The organism is Halomonas sp. Cn5-12, from assembly GCF_021532545.1.
In the GTDB taxonomy this organism is placed as follows: Bacteria; Pseudomonadota; Gammaproteobacteria; order Pseudomonadales; family Halomonadaceae; genus Vreelandella; species Vreelandella aquamarina.
Genome location: NZ_JAKGAY010000008.1, coordinates 81,847 through 100,017 on the forward strand (window position 1 = coordinate 81,847; position 18,171 = coordinate 100,017).

Annotated in this window: 18 protein-coding genes; 11 read left to right on the top strand and 7 right to left on the bottom strand. The window is 58.0% G+C overall.

Going from position 1 to position 18,171, the window contains the following annotated elements:
- Nucleotides 1-55 precede the first annotated feature (55 nt).
- Nucleotides 56-1,876 (top strand): SEC-C domain-containing protein, encoded by a 1,821-nt coding sequence (locus L1249_RS06835; RefSeq protein ID WP_058577780.1) that lies wholly within the window; start codon nt 56-58, stop codon nt 1,874-1,876.
- Between the two features lie 18 nt (nt 1,877-1,894).
- Here the strand turns inward: L1249_RS06835 and L1249_RS06840 are convergent, their stop codons facing one another.
- On the bottom strand, nt 1,895-3,265 hold the full coding sequence (locus tag L1249_RS06840; protein WP_228168586.1) for an AmpG family muropeptide MFS transporter: 1,371 nt from the start codon (nt 3,263-3,265) through the stop codon (nt 1,895-1,897).
- A 132-nt stretch (nt 3,266-3,397) separates the two neighbouring features.
- Between L1249_RS06840 and L1249_RS06845 the strand changes: the two genes are divergently transcribed.
- From L1249_RS06845 to L1249_RS06855, 4 genes are all read left to right on the top strand, one after another.
- Complete coding sequence (locus tag L1249_RS06845; RefSeq protein WP_044628050.1) at nt 3,398-3,916, top strand: FKBP-type peptidyl-prolyl cis-trans isomerase; 519 nt, start codon at nt 3,398-3,400, stop codon at nt 3,914-3,916.
- 157 nt (nt 3,917-4,073) lie between these two features.
- Complete coding sequence (gene ccoM / locus L1249_RS17455; protein ID WP_266100262.1) at nt 4,074-4,199, top strand: cytochrome c oxidase subunit CcoM; 126 nt, start codon at nt 4,074-4,076, stop codon at nt 4,197-4,199.
- Nucleotides 4,200-4,481: 282 nt separating this feature from the next.
- Nucleotides 4,482-4,883, top strand: coding sequence for a hypothetical protein (locus L1249_RS06850; RefSeq protein ID WP_228168587.1), 402 nt, complete (start codon nt 4,482-4,484; stop codon nt 4,881-4,883).
- 10 nt (nt 4,884-4,893) lie between these two features.
- The gene (locus L1249_RS06855; protein WP_228168588.1) at nt 4,894-6,096 is read left to right on the top strand and encodes a PqqD family protein; all 1,203 of its coding nucleotides are present in this window, start codon (nt 4,894-4,896) and stop codon (nt 6,094-6,096) included.
- On the opposite strand, the gene L1249_RS06860 is transcribed toward L1249_RS06855, so the two are convergent.
- Nucleotides 6,093-6,605: a transglycosylase SLT domain-containing protein gene (locus tag L1249_RS06860; RefSeq protein WP_137092940.1), complete on the bottom strand. Its 513-nt coding sequence runs from the start codon at nt 6,603-6,605 to the stop codon at nt 6,093-6,095. The genes L1249_RS06855 and L1249_RS06860 overlap by 4 nt on opposite strands.
- Nucleotides 6,606-6,685: 80 nt before the next feature.
- On the bottom strand, nt 6,686-8,419 hold the full coding sequence (locus tag L1249_RS06865; RefSeq protein ID WP_137092864.1) for a proline--tRNA ligase: 1,734 nt from the start codon (nt 8,417-8,419) through the stop codon (nt 6,686-6,688).
- A gap of 252 nt (nt 8,420-8,671) precedes the next feature.
- On the opposite strand from L1249_RS06865, the gene L1249_RS06870 reads away from it, so the two are divergent.
- The gene (locus L1249_RS06870; RefSeq protein WP_054641308.1) at nt 8,672-9,106 is read left to right on the top strand and encodes a hypothetical protein; all 435 of its coding nucleotides are present in this window, start codon (nt 8,672-8,674) and stop codon (nt 9,104-9,106) included.
- Nucleotides 9,107-9,194: 88 nt separating this feature from the next.
- On the opposite strand, the gene L1249_RS17555 is transcribed toward L1249_RS06870, so the two are convergent.
- Nucleotides 9,195-9,521, bottom strand: a complete 327-nt coding sequence (locus tag L1249_RS17555) for a benzoate/H(+) symporter BenE family transporter (protein ID WP_269473457.1) — start codon at nt 9,519-9,521, stop codon at nt 9,195-9,197.
- Nucleotides 9,522-9,608: 87 nt separating this feature from the next.
- On the opposite strand from L1249_RS17555, the gene L1249_RS06880 reads away from it, so the two are divergent.
- Nucleotides 9,609-10,196, top strand: coding sequence for a helix-turn-helix domain-containing protein (locus tag L1249_RS06880; protein ID WP_044628044.1), 588 nt, complete (start codon nt 9,609-9,611; stop codon nt 10,194-10,196).
- Here the strand turns inward: L1249_RS06880 and nfo are convergent.
- Both nfo and L1249_RS06890 read right to left on the bottom strand, forming a co-directional pair.
- A complete protein-coding gene (gene nfo, locus L1249_RS06885; RefSeq protein ID WP_137092866.1) occupies nt 10,166-11,026 on the bottom strand; it encodes a deoxyribonuclease IV in 861 nt (286 codons plus the stop codon). The genes L1249_RS06880 and nfo overlap by 31 nt on opposite strands.
- Before the next feature lie 86 nt (nt 11,027-11,112).
- On the bottom strand, nt 11,113-11,889 hold the full coding sequence (locus L1249_RS06890; RefSeq protein ID WP_044628042.1) for a glycerophosphodiester phosphodiesterase family protein: 777 nt from the start codon (nt 11,887-11,889) through the stop codon (nt 11,113-11,115).
- A gap of 177 nt (nt 11,890-12,066) precedes the next feature.
- On the opposite strand from L1249_RS06890, the gene L1249_RS06895 reads away from it, so the two are divergent.
- The gene (locus tag L1249_RS06895) at nt 12,067-13,044 is read left to right on the top strand and encodes an NADPH:quinone reductase (RefSeq protein ID WP_074210664.1); all 978 of its coding nucleotides are present in this window, start codon (nt 12,067-12,069) and stop codon (nt 13,042-13,044) included.
- 137 nt (nt 13,045-13,181) lie between these two features.
- On the opposite strand, the gene L1249_RS06900 is transcribed toward L1249_RS06895, so the two are convergent.
- Nucleotides 13,182-14,075: a MurR/RpiR family transcriptional regulator gene (locus L1249_RS06900; RefSeq protein WP_044628040.1), complete on the bottom strand. Its 894-nt coding sequence runs from the start codon at nt 14,073-14,075 to the stop codon at nt 13,182-13,184.
- 186 nt (nt 14,076-14,261) lie between these two features.
- On the opposite strand from L1249_RS06900, the gene L1249_RS06905 reads away from it, so the two are divergent.
- From L1249_RS06905 to L1249_RS06915, 3 genes are all read left to right on the top strand, one after another.
- Nucleotides 14,262-15,071 (top strand): enoyl-CoA hydratase/isomerase family protein, encoded by an 810-nt coding sequence (locus L1249_RS06905; protein ID WP_044628039.1) that lies wholly within the window; start codon nt 14,262-14,264, stop codon nt 15,069-15,071.
- Between the two features lie 72 nt (nt 15,072-15,143).
- Entirely contained in the window at nt 15,144-17,324 is a 2,181-nt protein-coding gene (locus L1249_RS06910; protein WP_137092868.1) for an acetate--CoA ligase family protein, read from the top strand.
- Nucleotides 17,321-18,124 (top strand): enoyl-CoA hydratase-related protein, encoded by an 804-nt coding sequence (locus L1249_RS06915; RefSeq protein ID WP_137092870.1) that lies wholly within the window; start codon nt 17,321-17,323, stop codon nt 18,122-18,124. Before L1249_RS06910 ends, L1249_RS06915 begins: the two co-directional genes overlap by 4 nt.
- Nucleotides 18,125-18,171 lie beyond the last annotated feature (47 nt).

Below are 18,171 nucleotides of genomic sequence, written 5' to 3' on the forward strand. Positions count from 1 at the left end.
GCGCTTTTTAATCGGTTTTACAGATTTTATAGTCTTGAAGACAGTGGAGACGGCAATGCTGGCGGTATGGGTCGATCAACTGCTGGGATTTGCCTCTGGGGCACTCTCGGCAATCAGGCAGCAGGAACACTACCCCGATTTTATGACGTGGGTACGTGACAAAGGCGCGCAGGCGTTTAACGGCGATGTGGCCACCGCACAGGCGCTAGCGCCCATTTTATGGTCGCAAACTCCGTTAGAGCGGCTGGATTTTGCTAGCGAGCCCTTGGCAACACCTGGCCGCAACGAGCCGTGCTGGTGCGATTCCGGACGTAAATATAAGCAGTGCTGCTACCGCGTTAATTTCCCGACCGACATCCCTGAACAGATGATGTGGATGCTCTCGCTGCGCGAATGGAAGGGGGCCACGCTGAAGGCGGCGCTAGATAGCCAGCAGGCACCGCCGCAAGCGCTGTTAGAAGCCGGTCTGATTGCCGCAGAGAGTGGCCAAACCGGCCGTTCCATGCAGATTCTTGAGTCGCTGTTTGATGGCAGCGACTGGTCGCGCCTGCCAGAGCAGGCTGAGCCTGCTTTTGAAATCCTGCTGGATATCTATCAAGAGCGCGGCTTTACCCGCAAGCGTGCCGACCTGTTGGATGATGTAATGGAGCGCGGGCCGCTGTTTTTACGCGGCGTGGCGCTTGAGCGGCTGTGCTTGATGCACCTGGATAACGACGATTTAGACAGCGCCCGCGCAGCGTTCGTTAAAGCTCAGCAGGCGCTACCCGATTCGCCAACGCTGGCCTACATTGAAGCCATGTTGCTGCTCCATGAAGGCCATGAGAAAGAGGCTAAAGAGCGCGCTAACTTCTGGTATCGCCGCTTGGTGCGCCAAGGGGACCTGGATGAAGACCAGCTCGATTTTCTGGCCGCCCTGGCAGATAACCCCGGCGCAACGCTAGCCGACCAGCTTTTGAGCGCTGAAGAAGATATGGCGACACCGCTGGTCTCGCTTCAGGCGCTGCTAGCGGCGCTGCCCATTGCTCCCAAGCTTTCCATTGAGCAGGATGCTGAGACCAGCCGCCTGCATTACACCACTACCGCCCGTGAAGAGACGCTGTTTGCCGCGTGGCACGAGCAGTTCCAGGTCATGGTGGATGAAGAGGTAGCGCTGGGCTTCCGTGATGACCCTTGGGGCAACGCGGTGGAGTGGATGTCGGAACTGTGTGCCCACCCGGAGTGGCTGGATGCCCCCCAAGTGATGCAAGACCTAACGCTGGCGCTGACCAGTCGCTTCGGCAGCCTACCGTGGATGGCACCCAGCCTGCTGGAACCGTTAGCGCTGCGCCTTTCACGCTGGTTGGAGCAGGCCCGTGCAGCGGGCGATGGCAGCCTGTGTTGGGACGACGCCGATAATGCCATGCTGCTGCGCACCGGCTTGGCGCTGGTTGTCGGCATGGAGCGTGGCGCTCGCCAACACTCACGGGAGCTAGCCGAAGAGCTGCTGGCGATTGATCAGGAAGATAGCTTGGGTCTGAAAGAGCTGGTGCTTGACCAACTGCTGCGCGACGACCGCAACGAACAGGCGCTAGCGCTGACTGAAGAGCCGCAAAAAGATGATGGCTCGCTGGTGTTAGGGTTACTGATGGGGCGCACGCTGGCGTTGTATCGGTTAGGGCAGCAGGAGGCCGCCGAAGCGGCACTGGCGGAGGTGGTTGCCCACAACCGCCACGCGTTAGAACTGATTTGCGCGGAGAACCCAAGGCCCTCCATGCCCCATGCGGATGGACAACTTGACCCTGGCTCCCGAGCGGAAGCGTGGCAGTACCGTACGCTGATGCGCGACCAGTGGCGCACCACGCCAGGGGCGCTAGATTGGTTAGCCAGCCACCGCTGAGTTGTTTTCTGACTGTTTTTAGTTGCCTGCCTCGTTAACCGGGGTAGGCACTAGCTGTTTATCCCGGCTTATCCAAATGGCCAGCAGAATGGCGGGTAAGCCGAGCAGCGTGGCCACCACAAAGAAAGTGGCATAACCCTGAGCGCTCACCACGATCCCGCCAAACCCGCTCAGGAATTTTCCCGGTAGTGTCATCAGCGACGAAAATAGCGCGTACTGCGTGGCGGTATACGCCCGCGAGGTCAAGCTTGAAAGAAACGCGATAAACACCGCACTGGCTAGGCCGTTAGCAAGGTTGTCGCCAATGATCGTGATCACCAGCATTGGCACCTGATTGCCGATTAGCGTAAGCACCGCAAACAGCAGGTTGGTGACCATCACTAGCCCCGCGCCGAAAATCAGCAGTGGGCCAATGCCGTAACGGGCCACCAGCAGCCCGCCTAGAATGCCTCCTGCAATGCTCATCGCAATCCCGAAAATATTGGTGACGTTGGCAATAGTCGCCAGTGAAAAGCCCAAGTCGATATAGAGCGGGTTGGCCATTGATGCCATCGCCAGGTCGCTGATACGGAACACGGCAATAAACACCAAAATACCCATTGCCTTCACCCCATAGCGGCGGAAGAAGTCGGTAAACGGGCAAACAATCGCGCCAATCACCCAAGCGCCCAAGCGGCGCAGCGTTTTGGGCTTTCCACGGCTGGCGCGAATAAAGGCGCGCACTTTGGGTTCATGGATTAATTGCACGGTTAATGAGGCGCGCTTGGGTTCTGGGCGAATCAGTACGGTGATCACGCCAATGCTCACCAGGGCGGCCATGGTCAGGTAAGCCGCGTTCCACGATACCGCCGATGCCACATAAAGCGCACCGGCCCCCGCCGCTAGTAGCCCGCCGCGATAGCCAATAATGTAGGTGGAGGCCATGGCTGCTTGAACATCATCATCGGCGGATTCAATACGGTAAGCATCAATGGCGATATCTTGCGTGGCGGAGCCAAACGCCACCAATAGCGCAAAGGCGGCGACCCAGCCTAGGTTGTCGATTGGGTCTACTCCTGCGAGGCCAATGAGACCGGCGGCAATCATGCCCTGGGCCAACAGCATCCAGCCGCGTCGTTGTCCAAAGGCGCGGGTGAGCAGAGGCAGCGCGAGTCGGTCTACCACCGGTGCCCAGAAGAATTTGATGGAGTAGAGCATGCCGATCCAGGCAAAAAAACCGATGGCAGCTACTTCGACCCCGTCGCTACGTAGCCATGCGGAGAGCGTCGAAAACACCAGTAGAAAGGGCAGGCCAGCGGAAAAGCCTAAAAACAGCATGGTGATGACAGGCGCTTTGCAGTAAATACCAAGCGCCGCCAGCCAACTGCGCTGAGGAGTCGGGGTGGGCATGTAAGGGAGTACTCCAAAAAGAAACATCGGTGACGTGGGCCGCTCAAAAACCCGTCGATGTTAGACTATGGATAGAGTTCATGGTCAGCGTGTCCATGACAAAGCCGACAGCTTACCGGAGAGGAGTTTTCCATGTCGATTACCGCCCATCAGGTAGTGACTCTGCACTACGTGCTTAGCGATGTGCTCAGCGATGGCAGCACCCGCGTGCTGGATGACTCCAATGCACGTCAGAAACCCCTGGAGTACCTGCACGGCCACGACAATATTTTGCCGGGCTTGGAGCGAGATTTAACCGGCAAAGCCGCAGGTGATGAACTAAGCGTCACGCTGGCTCCCGCTGATGCTTACGGCCTGCGTAACGAAGATTTGGTGCAAGAGGTGAGTCGCGCGTCGTTTGGCGGTGCGGAGATTGAGCCAGGCAGCCGTTTTCAAACCGAAGGCGAGGCTGGCCCGCAGATCGTCACCGTGCTAAACATCGACGGCGATACCGTGACGGTGGATACCAACCACCCCTTAGCGGGCCATACGCTGCGCTATCAGGTGAAGATTCTAGACGTTCGCGATGCCACCCGCGCAGAACTTGCTAAAGGCCATCCGCTGCCACCGGGCACCGAGCACAGCAAAGTAGAAGACCGTAAAGTGCTCTAAAAAGCCGTTTTTATCGGGTGAAGCGCGTTAAAAACTGACCTGTATCAAGTTCCTGTTTACCCTTGCGGCCACCATTTTAAAAGCTTGACCCAGGTCAGTTTCCCCTTCTCTGAACGCAGTACGATGGCCCCATACATTACGGCGGGAGGGGAACACCATGTACTGGGATGATGCGGTAATTTTCGGCCTAGTTACTGTCGCGCTAATGATCACCTTTATGATCGGTTGGGTAGGCTTTGTGGTACGTGACCATTTGCGTAAGGATGAACGTAAGAAGCCTTAATTCAGCAGGCTGTTCAGTCGTCAGGGGAGGGGGCTTACGTTAATGTGTAAGCTTCCTGTTGCCGGCCCAAGGGGCCGGCTTTTTTGCGTCTTTTTGTAAGTTGTATTAATAACCGTTGAAGCGCATTGGCAGTTATGCTTTGGTAAAGTGCCTATTTTAAGAAAAAGAGTAAACAATAGGGAAGTCAAGCGCCTACTATGGCGTCGCTTGGTCGGTGAAGCTAGAGTAATTTCAGAAACAGTGTTCGTTAACCTGTTGGCCTTATCAATCAGGAGACATGTGATGAGTGACTCTACCGACAACACTAAAGACCTTTTAAGCAAGCGCCGTTCACGCCGCCAAGTACTGGCTAGTCTGGGTTTAGGTGCAGCTGCCCTTTACGTTGCGCCTACCTTGTTATCAATGGGGCAGGCTGAAGCCCGCGAGCATCGTCATTCGCGCCCAAGTCGCTCACGGCCTAGCTATTCGCGTCCTAGCTACTCTCGCCCTCATTACTCTCGTCCGCACTATTCGCGCCCCCGTTACTCCCGGCCTGATTATTCCAGAGCGCGCCATTCTCATCAGCATCATTCACGCCATGGCCATGGCTATCCTAAGCGTTATTACTCTCGGCCCCAGCGCTCACGTTGGGAGCGCGACGGCGTCATTGAAATTCGCCTAAGCCGTGTGCTGCCGCGCTGGTAAGGGAGCGGCCATGCCGAGCCATCATCAAGATTATACGCTCGAAGGCGTTGGGCCTTGCCTTCGGTTAGTGAATGCCGACGAGTTGCTGCCCGTCCTAACAGCCGCCATGCCAGGCTGGCCCTTGACGCCTTGCGCCGCGCAAACCCAATCGCCGGAGATCTGCGTATGGCGGCACCCGCAGGGGTATTGGCAAGAGGCGCCCGCGCTTCCAGTAGGGGCGCTGCTGGACAGCGCGGTAGGAACCGCCTGTAGCGTTATTGCGGATGCTGCCGGGGCATATTTTTATCGTCACCCGGAGTTAGTGGGTTTGCACTGCGGATCAGTGGAAATCAATGGCCAGCTAGTGATTTTTCCCGATACATACCGGGCGGGCAAAAGCACCTTAACCGCCGCCTTTGCAGCGGCTGGGCAGCGTGTGTTTGGCGATGATGTGCTGGCGCTCAACAAGCAAGGGGAAGGGATTGCGCTGGGCGTGGCACCTCGCTTGCGGCTACCGCTTCCTGACGCGATGTCTCTGGAGTTTCGTCAGTTTGTACAAACGCACCTTGGCCCTCAGGATGCCCGCTATGGCTATCTTCGTTTGGACAATACGCAGTTAGCTAGCCACGGCCAGCGCTGCCCGCTGGGGGCGATATTACTGATTGACCGCGATGAATCGCTAAACGAGCCCCAGCTTACCCGCCTTCAGCCAGGCGATGGGTTATGGCAGCTGTTACAGCAAAATTTTGCCGAGCACGAATCTGACCAGGCGCTGATCGAGCGCTTCTTGCCACTGCTTGAGGGCTTGCCCTGTTTTCTGCTGCGCTATAGCGACGCCTTTGATGCAGCCCAGTGGCTTACGAAATGCTGGGGAAGTGGCACCCTAGAGAGCTTGGCACTGGCCAGCCAGCCCCGTTGCGATACTCCTGAAGTGATACCTGCCCTTGAGCCAACGGATGCGCGCCAGTGGCAGGCCAGTGAGGCAGCGTTTGAGTTTCCGCTAGGCGACGAGCTATTTGTTATTGCCGAGGAGGGCGGCGCGATTCATCGGCTGAACACCACCAGCCGGGCTGTGTGGGCGCTGTTGAATCACGAGCCGCTGGATCTTGACTCCGTGAGTGACACGCTCACAGGCTTTTTTGCAGGCGCAAAATTTGAGCAGGTACGCCAAGACGTGGCGCAGCTACTCGCGCAGTTCTATCACGCTGGATTAATTAAAGACGTTAACGCTTAGCGCCAGTGATCTCGCCATGCTTTGAGTACTCGCTCTGGGTACCACGTCTTCCCCAGGCTGCCGTTATAGCGAGCGAGAGCGCGGGTAAAGTCACCCCGTTCGATGGCAAGGTAGTGGGCTAAAATCGTGCACCCATAGCGCAGGTTGCGGTTGGGTTCGGTAAGGTCGTCCATGGGCAGGCCAAGCTCAGCGACCCAAAACGGCATGATCTGCATGAGACCTACCGCGCCCGCCGAGGAGACCGCATCGGCATTAAAGGCGCTCTCGACCTGGATTAACGCCAGCACCAGCTCAGGCGGTAACCCGGCCAGCCGGGCCTCTTGGTAGAGTCGAGTGAGTAAGGTGTGGCGTTGTTCAGGCGAGGCGAGAAAGCGGGAAAGTGGCGCATCCATACGGCTGCGCCACTGCTGTAACCGCCACTGAGCGTAGGGCGTTTGTGGGTCGGCTGCTTCCAGCGTGGGGTGTAGGGCAGGCTCCGCTACGCTTGGCGCGGGGTAGGCAGCCACCATCAGGCTGCCCATTAGCACCCACTTCACGTACCGAGGCGACAAACGCCGCCAAGGAGTGCTCAGTGACATATACCTGCCGATTACTCTGCGCTAACAAGGCCCACTTGTTCACGCAGGAAGTCGACAATCTTGTCGGCAGGAATCATAGTGGCTTCGCTATCGCGACGGCCTTTGTACTCCAGTTCGCCGTTGTCCAGGCCACGGTCGCCGATCACCAGGCGGTGCGGCACGCCCATCAGTTCCAGGTCGGCGAACTTGACGCCGGGACGAGTGTCGCGGTCATCCAGCAGCACGTCCAGACCTGCCGCCGTGAGTGCCTGGTAGAGGCGCTCAGACTCTTCACGCACCCGCTGAGACTTGTGGGCGTTCATGGGCACCAGCGCCACCTGGAAAGGCGCGATGGCGTTGGGCCAGATGATGCCTGCATCGTCGTGGTTCTGCTCGATGGCAGCGGCAACCACACGGGTCACGCCAATGCCGTAGCAGCCCATGAACGGGTGGCTGGTCTTGCCGTTGTCGCCCAGTACGCTGGCATTCATGGCCTGGGAGTACTTCTGGCCCAGCTGGAACACATGACCCACTTCGATACCGCGTTTGATCAGCAGGGTGCCTTGACCATCCGGCGAGGGGTCGCCCTCTACCACGCTGCGCAGGTCGGCGACCTGGGGCAGGGGGGCGTCGCGCTCCCAGTTGATGCCGAAGTAGTGCTTGCCATCGACGTTGGCACCCGCGCCGAAGTCGCTCATTAAGGCAACGCTGCGGTCAATGATAATCGGCATTTCTAAACCGACCGGACCCAACGAGCCAGGGCCTGCACCCACGGCGGCACGAATTTCTTCTTCGCTGGCCATGGTCAGCGGGGCTTTTACCTGAGGCAGGTTTTCCGCTTTGACTTCGTTGAGTTCGTGGTCGCCGCGAACCAGCAGTGCAATGAGACCACCTTCCGCCGCGTGAACCATCAGCGTTTTGACGGTTTTCTCAATGGGCAGCTTGAACTGCTCTACCAGCGTGGCGATGGTTTTGGCATCCGGTGTATCAACCAAACGCATCTCTTCGCTGGGGGCGGCGCGCTCGACGTTGCTGCCCAGCGGTGCGGGCAGCGCTTCGGCTTTTTCGATGTTAGCAGCGTAATCAGATGCGTTGGAGAACACGATATCGTCTTCGCCGGAGTCGGCCAGCACGTGGAATTCATGAGAGCCCGTGCCGCCAATGGAGCCGTTGTCAGCAATCACCGGGCGGAAGTCGAGGCCCAGGCGCGTGAAAATACGCGTATAGGCGTCGTACATACCCTGGTAGGTCTCTTTGAGAGATTCCTCGTCCAGGTGGAAGGAGTAGGCATCCTTCATGATGAATTCACGCGAGCGCATCACGCCGAAACGCGGACGAATCTCATCACGGAATTTGGTTTGAATCTGATAGAAGTTCACCGGCAGCTGCTTGTAGCTGGCGATCTCTTTGCGCACTAGGTCAGTGATGACTTCTTCATGAGTGGGGCCTACGCAGTAATCGCGCTCGTGGCGATCTTTCAAACGCAGCAATTCCGGGCCGTACTGCTCCCAGCGGCCAGACTCCTGCCATAGATCGGCGGGCTGAACGGCAGGCATCAATACTTCTTGTGCGCCGGCCCGGTTCATCTCTTCACGCACGATGGCTTCCACTTTGCGCAGAGTGCGTAGCCCCAGGGGCAGCCAAGTGTACAGGCCCGAGGTGAGACGGCGGATCATCCCGGCGCGCAGCATTAACTGGTGGCTGATGACTTCAGCATCGGCCGGGGTTTCTTTTAATGTCGCAATCAATAATTGGCTGGCGCGCATGGGCGTGAGCATTCCTTGGTTGGTAGCGGTGATGCTGGATCGTTGTGTCGAACGTAGCGCTTAATTTAGCGTTGAATCCGGCATTGTACGGCTAAGCGGGTAAGGCGGCAAAATCCTACGTCAGCAGCCAAACGTGTGCTGTTCTTGAAGTATGCTAGAATCAAGCGGCATTTGATTCGATAGTCGCTGATTTGAACACAACAAACACGACAGCATCGGCTATCGGTACGTTAAGATTTCGAGGGAACCTCCATGCAGCAAGCAGTTCGCCGTTGGTTAACGGGGGCCGTTGTAGGTGTCTCCATTGTGGCATTGAGCGGTTGCGGTACCATGTTTTACCCTGAGCGTAAGGGGCAGTTGAGCGGTGATGTAGACCCGGTGGTGGCGATTGCCAATGGTGTGGGTCTGCTGTTTTTCATCGTTCCAGGGGTGATTGCCTACGCCGTGGATTTCTCTAATGGCACTATCTATCTTCCCAGCGCGAGTAGCGCATCGGTAGATATTCACCACTTAGACGACGCTATGGATGTAGCCTCATTAGAGAAGCTACTGTCAGATAAGGCCGGCCAACCGGTTAGCTTAGAAAACGAGCTGCTGGTGATTGAAGAGATGGACAGCCTGGATGAAGCGCTGGCCATGGTGCGGATGTCCGGCGTGCTGGATGAAGAGCGGCTGGCCACGATGTAGAGGGTTGGCGTCTTTATCTGAACGGATGTCTTAAACGCCCCTGGTAGGTTAACCTGCCAGGGGCGTTTATGTATTGCCGCACCGCTTTTTAGGATGCTGCTTTCGCTGTGGTGATTTTCAATACCGCTAAGCCAGCCACCAAGCCCCAAAAGGCTCCTCCTATTCCAAGCAGCGTAATGCCCGAACCGGTCAGCAAAAACGTCACGATGGCCGCATCGCGCTGTTCGCTTTTTTCAAATGCGCCTGCTAAACTGCCGCTTAGCGTACCCAACAGCGCAATACCTGCCCCCGCAATGATCGTCGACAAACTAATATCGCGCCAAAGACTGGGCGCAGCGGAGTCGTGGCAGGTGGATGGCGCTTCCATGGGTGGCCTCTCCCAAGCAGTGATGGCAAAATGTGCGTTATAGCGCACGTCTTTCACGTTACCACTGTGCGTTATAACGCACAATAGGGGCAGCAGACTGTGTCACATATCCAAAGCGGTAGTCAGGAGAAGCCCATGGCCAGTGAGCCACACACCATTGCGCAACATATTGCGGGGACGGTGCGGCAACTGCGCAAAGAGCGTGGCTGGAGCCTGGATCGTGCTGCCGGTGAAACCGGGGTGAGCAAAGCCATGCTCGGCCAGATCGAGCGGGGCGAGTCCAGTCCGACGGTCTCGACGCTCTGGAAGATTGCCAGCGGCTTTCGGGTGTCGTTTTCGACGCTGTTCGATAGCGACAAGCCCGCATTAGGGGAACTGCACCGGGATGGTTGGGAATCGGTATGGGGCGACGACAGCGCCGGTATGCAGGCGCGGCTGCTGTTTCCTTACGACCCGCTGCTGGGTTTCGAGATGTTCATGATCGAGCTCGCACCGGGGGCGCTCAGTGAATCGTCGGCGCACGCTAGCGGGGTGGTGGAGCACATCGTGGTGGTGGAAGGAGAGATGGAGCTACGCATTGACGAGCGCTGGCAAACGCTTCGGGCAGGCGAGGGGCTGCGCTTTTTTGCTGACCGGCCCCACGCTATGCGCAATAACACCGCGACGCGATTACGCTTTCACGACGTGATTCACTACTTGCCCGGCGCGGCCTCTGGCACTTGAGCGCGTAGCCAGTTGAGCTCGTCGGCCCAGATCTCGGGTTCGATGGTCTCTAAAATCATCGGAATGCCGTGGATGCGCTCGTCTTGCATAATGGTGCTAAAGGCATCTAGCCCAATATTGCCCTTACCCAGGCTGTGGTGGCGGTCAACGCGGCTGGCAAAGGCGCTTTTGGCATCGTTCAAGTGCATGCCGCGCAAGTACTCAAAACCTACGACCTTGCCAAGCTCATCCAGGGTGGCCTGTGTCGCGTCGCGGGTGCGGAGATCGTACCCGGCAGCGAAAGCGTGGCAGGTATCGATACACACGCCCACCCGGGATTTATCCTCCACCTGATCGATAATCTCGGCCAAGTGCTCAAAACGCCAGCCGAGGTTGGTGCCTTGGCCCGCGGTGTTTTCGATGACCGCGGTCACGCCCTGGGTGGCATCCAGAGCCAGGTTGATGGATTCGGCAATGCGCGCCAGGCACTCGGCTTCGCTGATCTTGTTCAGGTGGCTGCCGGGATGGAAGTTGAGCAACGTCAGCCCTAGCTGCTCGCAGCGCTGCATCTCATCCAAAAACGCCGCGCGGGACTTGGCTAGCCCCTCGGCTTCTGGGTGACCCAGGTTAATCAGATAGCTGTCGTGGGGCAGAATCTGTTCAGGGCCAAAGCCGTGGGTTTTGCAGGCCTGCTTGAAGGCCGCAATGGCCTCGTCCGTTAGCGGTTTCCCCTTCCACTGACGCTGGTTTTTGGTGAACAGCGCAAACGCCGTTGCACCGATATCAACAGCACGAAGGACGGCCTGATCCGCGCCGCCCGCCGCGCTAACGTGCGCACCAAGATAGTTCATCGTTCTCCTTATTACGTTGTCCCAGTGACGTTGCCCTAGTGATGTGGCCCCAGTCTCATTGCCTGAATGTAAACAGGTTAAATAGGTTAAGCGGGCTGGCCTGCGCGCTGGCGGTTGTCTAGGTAGCGTTTAAAGGCAGCAGGTTCATCGGTAATGGCGCTGGCAATGCCCCAGGCCCAGCGGCTATCAAACGCGCTGGGGTCGTTGGCGGTGTAGCAAAGAATTTGGTAACCGTCGCGGCACATGGCGGCGGCCTGGGTCTGTTTGAGCCGCGGCCAATGAGGGTGAATACTAAACGCCTCGACCGCTTCGCACTGTTCGCGCCAGTTTTTGGGCACACTGCCAAACAGCGCCCCTAACGCCAGGGCCTCTTTAGGGGCATGTTGGCGGCAGTGGGCTAAGGCGACGGGGTCGAACGACGAGATCACTAGCCGCTCAGGGGGGAGGGCGGCTAGAACAGCAGGCAAGACCACGTCCACCAAACGGATGGGATCACGCCCTTTGTTGACCTTAATTTCTAGATTAACGCCCATTTCCAGCTCGTTGAGTAGGGCGAGCATAGCCTCAAGGCTGGCCATCTTTTCCCCCGCAAAGCGATCACCAAACCAACTGCCCACATCTAACTGCTGAGCCTGCTGCCATGTCAGGTTGGCGAGCTCACCACGGCCATCTGAGCAGCGGCGAACGTCGCCATCGTGCCAGATGACCGGTGTATCATCCTTCAGCAGCTGTACATCCAATTCCACCCAGGTTGCGCCTGCTTGGTGGGCGGCGCGTACGGCTGCCAGGGTGTTTTCGGGCGCGGCAGCGGAGTAGCCGCGGTGGGCGATGAGCGTGGGGACAGAAATTGCGGGATGGGTCATAGCCACTCCGTGTCGTGGTCGCCAATTGAGCGTCATGAAGCACAATGTTGCCAAGTTTAGCATGGGTGCATGACGACGACGTGTCGGCCTAGTGAGCTAATAGCTTGATTAATGACGCCCAACGCGGTTGGATAGCGCGCAGGGTATGTCCAATAATTAACAACAGGAGTGTCATTGATGTCTAAGCGTATCCAGCTTGCTAACACCGGTGGGTCAGAGGTATTGGAGTGGGTCGATGTCGAACCTGCCGCCCCCGCTGCCGGTGAAGTGCGCATCGCTAACAAAGCGGTGGGGCTGAACTTTATCGATATCTACTTCCGTACGGGACTTTACCCTGCGCCCGCCATGCCAACAGGGCTAGGCACCGAAGGCGCGGGCATTGTGGATGCGGTCGGTGAGGGCGTCACGCATCTCAAAGTGGGTGACCGGGTGGCTTACGCCCAAGGCCCGCTGGGCGCATACGCCGAACTGCACACGCTGCCTGCGTCCAAAGTCGTCAAGCTCCCGGATTTTATCGATTTTGAAACCGCTGCCGCTAGCCTGCTGAAAGGCTTAACGGTGCAGTATCTGCTGCGTCAAACCTATGAGCTTAAAGGCGGTGAGACCATTCTGTTCCACGCGGCGGCCGGGGGCGTTGGCTCTATTGCCTGCCAGTGGGCTAAAGCGCTGGGCGTGAAGCTGATTGGTACGGTGAGCTCTCAGGAAAAAGCTGACCTAGCCATGGCCAACGGTGCATGGGCGACCATCAACTACACCGAAGAGAACGTGGTAGAGCGGGTGCGCGAGCTGACCAACGGCGAGATGTGTGACGTAGTGTATGATTCGGTGGGTAAAGACACCTGGGAAATGTCGCTGGACTGCTTGAAGCCTCGTTCGCTGATGGTGAGTTTCGGCAACTCTTCTGGCCCTGTGGATGGCGTGAATATCGGTATTTTGAACCAAAAAGGCGCGCTGTTTGTGACTCGCCCAAGCCTGAACGGCTACGCCGACACCCGTGAGCGCCTAGAGATGATGTGCGACGAGTTTTTCGCCATGATTGAGAGCGGCAAAATCCACATCGACGTAGCCAACCGCTACCCGCTGCAAGACGCCGGTAAGGCTCAGGATGCACTACAGAGCCGTAAAACCACCGGTTCTACTATTTTATTGCCGTGATAATGGTACTAGAGATGATCGGAATCATCCCGTAGCGGGGGTCTTTCGCCATGGATGGCGAAAGTAGCGTCCATGGAAGGATTCACAGCGCCCCCGCCTAGGGTTGTTCCGGTCTGATGACATTACTAAGCGACTGTTTAGGCAATCTCTATATACGCTCCCAACTGACGCATTCGGCTCTCAAAGCGGGTCACGTTATCGACCAGCTGGTCGGGGCCGAATGCCACGCACTCCGCCAAAATCGCTTCGCTGAGTGTAATTGCCGCTAATATCGACGGGAAAAAGTGCGGCGTAGCGTTGGCAACGGTAAACGTTACGCTGGCCCCCGGCACCAGCGGCGAGCGCAGCGTGTCGGTAATTACAATCGCCTGCACGCCGTTGGCGCGAGTAATCTCCAGCGCCTTCACCGTCTCGGCGCAGTAGGGTTCAAAGCCAAACGCCACTACCACATCCTGCTCGTTGAACGGGGCCAACTCGGTGAGCAAGCCTCCCTCCTGTCCGCGAATGAGCGTCACTTCCGGCATCGCAATGCGCCCCACGTAGGCAAAGTGGTACGCGCAGGCGAAGGTGTCGCGAAACCCGACCACGGCGACTCGCCGCGCGGATAAGATTCGCTCGGCGGCCTCTTTGACGCGCTTTTGGTTATCCGCCGTAAACAGCCTGCCAATATTATCGAAGGCAGCGTCGCCTACCTCCGCAAACAGCGCCGCTTCTGGGTTTCTGTGCTGCTGATTCAACTGGCTGGCGCGGCCGGATAGCTCCACCGGCGCTGCCTGTACCGCCGATTGAAACACTTCCCGAAACGGCTCGTAGCTCTCGAACCCAAGCCGCTTGGCTAGCCTGACCAGGGTGGAGGGAGTGACGGATGCTGCCTGAGCCGTTTTGCGGATCGACTGAAACGCCATCTCTGTAGGATGTTCCAGCACGTAGCTGGCGGCGCGCTTGAGCTGTGGGCTAAGCGCTGCATAGCTCTCGGCTAGCTGCTGGTGAATGCTGTCCAGGCTGGTGGCGTGAGTGGCGTTGTCTGGCATGGCACCCTCTCTATGAAAATAAAACATTTGTGCCAATGATAGATGTTTTTGCTACAGATGTATTGACGTTGTCCCGGCGACTACTCTATCGTTCAAAAAATACATACGTTTCTTTTTATTCAAAATAAAGAAACAAACGTTTCGTTAAGTTTTGACGACTGATCCGATGAGGTTAAAAAAAGCACCATGCCTGCTGACGCTACTGCGCTGCCCAATTATGAAACGCTGCTGGTCACTCTGGATGCCCGAGTATTGACCGTGCGACTGAATCGCCCACAGCGCCTCAACGCCGTTGTTGAGGCGCTCTACCAAGAGCTGCTGGATGTGCTGCGAATAGCACAGCAGTCGCCTCAGGTTAGGGCGGTGGTGCTGACCGGTGAGGGGCGCGCGTTTTGTGTCGGTGCCGATATGAAGGCCCACGGCAGCGCTAAGCGCACCCTGTTTCAGCGCCGGGCGTATTTGCAGCTGGGCAACGACGTATGCGAAGCCATCACCAAACTCAGTAAGCCGGTGGTAGCAGCCGTGAACGGCTATGCGCTGGGGGCAGGCGCGGAGATGGCGGTCTCCTGCGATTTTATCGTGATGGCTGACGAGGCGCAGATTGGTTTTCCAGAAACCAGTATTGGCACTTGCGTGGGCGGCGGTGTTTCAAAATTGCTGCCTCAACTGGTGGGGCTCACCCAAGCCCGGCGCTTGCTCTATCTGGGCGACAAACTTCATGGGCCAGAAGCCGCCAAGATCGGCTTGGCGCTGGCCAGCTACCCCCAAGCGCAGCTGATGGCCGAAGCGCAAACACTCGCCGAGCGGCTTGCCAAGCAGGCGCCGGTCTCCATGGCGATGCTCAAGCCGCTGGTCAATCGCAGCGCCCATACCAGCATGGAGAGCCAGCTGCAGCAGGAGCTGGATGCGGTGTTTACCTGCTCCACCACCGAGGACTGGCAAGAGGGGGTCGATGCCTTTGCCGAGCGGCGCCCGCCTAATTTTCAGGGCCAATGAGTGTGGGCTTAACCCTTAAAAACGAGTTCTGAATCAAGCCGTCGCGCACTTCTTTGTCAAACAGGTTTCGCCATGAATACTATCGAAGGTCATCTTCCAATCCGCAGCCCGCTGCACGACATCTTAGCCCCCACCGGCATTGCCATCGTTGGAGCCTCTGCAGACCCGACCAAGCGGGGCTATAAAGCCATGGTAGGGCTGATCAACGGCGGCTACCGGGGGAGCATCTACCCGATCAACCCAAAAGCCGATCATATTCTAGGTGTGAAGGCATGGCCCTCTATTGCCGAGATGCCTGGCTGCCCTGAGCTTGCGCTGCTGTGTACGCCTGCCGCCACCGTGCCTGCGCTGATTGCCGAGTGTGGCCGCCGGGGGGTGAAAGGGGCGGTCATTCTGGCCAGCGGGTTTGGCGAAACCGGCGAAGAGGGGGCAGCGCTGGAGGCACAGATGATGGATATCGCCCGTGCTCACGGCGTGCGTATCATCGGCCCAAACACCTCTGGCATGTTTAACCTGCACCACCAAATTAACTTACTGGCGCTGGATAACGTCAAGCCGGGTGATATCGGCATTGTGTCTCAGTCCGGCAATATGCTGCTCTCTCTTGCGCTGGAAGCCCAGCATAACGGGCAAGTGGGGTTCAGCACCTACGTTGGCCCGGGCAACCAGAGCGATATCGGCTTTAACGATTACCTGCGCTACCTAGGGGAAGACGAGCATACCCGTGTGGCGACGCTCTACGTGGAAGGTTTCCGCGATGGGCAGCAGTTTCTGAAAGTGGCCCGTGACGTGACCGCCATGAAGCCGGTGGTGGTGTATAAATCCGGTGCCACCGAGCAGGGCCAAAAAGCCGCCAGCTCCCATACCGGTGCGTTGGCCGGTAGCTACCAAATGACCGTCGATTTGTTGCGTCAGGCAGGCGTTAGCGTGGTGCAGTACTCCGATGAAATCCTGCCCGTGGCGGAAGGCTTGGGGCGGCTGCAAAAAGCCCCCGGTAAGCGCGTGGCGGTGATTTCTGACGGCGGCGGCCAAGCCACCATTGCCGCCGATCGTTTATCGGAGGCGGGCCTGACGCTGGCCGAGCTTTCTGACGCTACCCGCTCTGCACTGCGCGAGGTGTTACTGCCTCAGGCATCTACCCTTAACCCGGTGGACGTGGCAGGCTCCTCGGATGCTAACCCTTCGCTGCTTGCACGCTGCATCGAGCTGGTGATGGCGGATGAAGGCGTTGATAGCGTCTTCCTGGTCGGCATGTTCGGCGGGTATAGCCTGCGCTTTGCGGAGTCGCTGATGGGCGACGAGATGCGTGGCGCGGAACGCATGGTAGAGCTTGCTCAAGCCTCTGAGAAACCCCTGGTGATTTACAGCCTTTATGTGCCCATCAAACCGCCTGCGTTGCGTCGTTTACACGAAGCCGGTTTGCCGGTGTATTCCTCGATTGAGCATGCGGTGCGCGTGCTTGCTGCCCTAGGTGAGCGAGGAGAGTATCTGGCCATCCAACAGGCGCAGGAGACGATAGCGCCCGCCGCGCCAACGGAAACAGGCAGGGCCATGTTTGCCGCAGCCAAGGCAGAAGGACGCGACTTACTGGAATTTGAAGCGAAATCACTGCTGGCGGAGCACGGCATCGCAGTGCCCGAGGAGTGGTTGGTGCGTCGTGAGGACGAACTCGCCGAGATCGCCCAGTGCACGCATGGCAAGCGGCTGGCGATGAAGGTGGTCTCGAAAGATATCCTGCATAAATCCGACGCGGGCGGGGTCAAGCTTAACCTGGTGGGTGACGCCCCACTGCGCGATGCCTTTCAGGCCATTCACTCAAATGCCCAGGCTTACGACCCGAACGCCCAGATAGAGGGCGTGCTGGTCACGCCAATGGCGGAGAAGGGCGTTGAGGTGATTATCGGCATGCTGCGCGACCCGATTTTCGGCCCGGTGCTGATGTTTGGCTTGGGCGGCATTTTTGTGGAGGTGCTCGAAGACGTGGCCTTCCGCTCGCTGCCGCTGACTCTGCGCGACGCACGCTCCATGGTCGATCAAATTAAAGCGCAGAAAGTGCTGGCAGGGGTGCGCGGGGCTGCAGGGGTCGATAAGGAGGCGTTAGTGTCGCTGCTGATGCAGGTGTCTCAGCTCGTAGAGGCTTACCCAGATATTTGCGAACTAGACTTGAACCCGGTGATTGCCTATCCGAAAGGCCATTCTGCCGTTAACTATGCCATCGTCGATGCACGAATTATTGTAGAGCGCCAATCATGAGCCGAACGCTACCTGAATTAACCGACGCTACCCTAACGCTGGAAAACCGTGTGGCAACGCTCACGCTTAACCGCCACGACGTGCGCAATGCGCTTACCGGCACGGCGCTGGTGGATGATATCATCGCCACCGCCGCATGGGTGAACCGTTGCCAGGACGTCTCGGTGCTGGTGATCACCGGAACGGGGAGCGCTTTCTGTGCCGGGGGTAATGTAAAAGACATGGCCGAACGCAGCGGCGACTTTGCGGGGGACGTAGCCGAAGTCGCTGAGCGCTATCGGCAAGGGATTCAGCGAATGCCCCTGGCACTTAATCAGGTAGAAGTGCCCATCATCGCCGCCGTGAATGGTGCAGCGATTGGTGCCGGGTTTGATTTGGCCAATATGGCGGATCTGCGTATTGCCTCTCGCAAGGCGAGCTTTGGGGAGACGTTTCTCAATCTGGGGATTATTCCCGGTGATGGCGGGGCATGGTTTATGCAGCGCCAAATTGGCTACCAGCGTGCCTTTGAACTAACCCTTTCAGGCCGGGTGATCAGCGCTGATGAAGCGCTTGCCTACGGTGTAGTGCTGGAAGTCGTGGAGCCGGAGCAGCTGATGGAGGCCGCTTTGGCACATGCCAACCGCATGGCGGCCCAGCCGCCGAAAGCAACGCGCCTCACCAAGCGGCTCATGAAAATGGCCCCGGATATGGAGCTAAAGCCGTTTCTGGATGTGTGCGCCGTGTTCCAAGGCATGTGCCACAACGAGCCGGAACATCTAGAGGCCGTTGAGCGGTTACTGGCACGAATGAAACGCTAACCCGCGCGCTATTTTTTCCTATTTTTCAGTGCTTGTACGGCTGTATA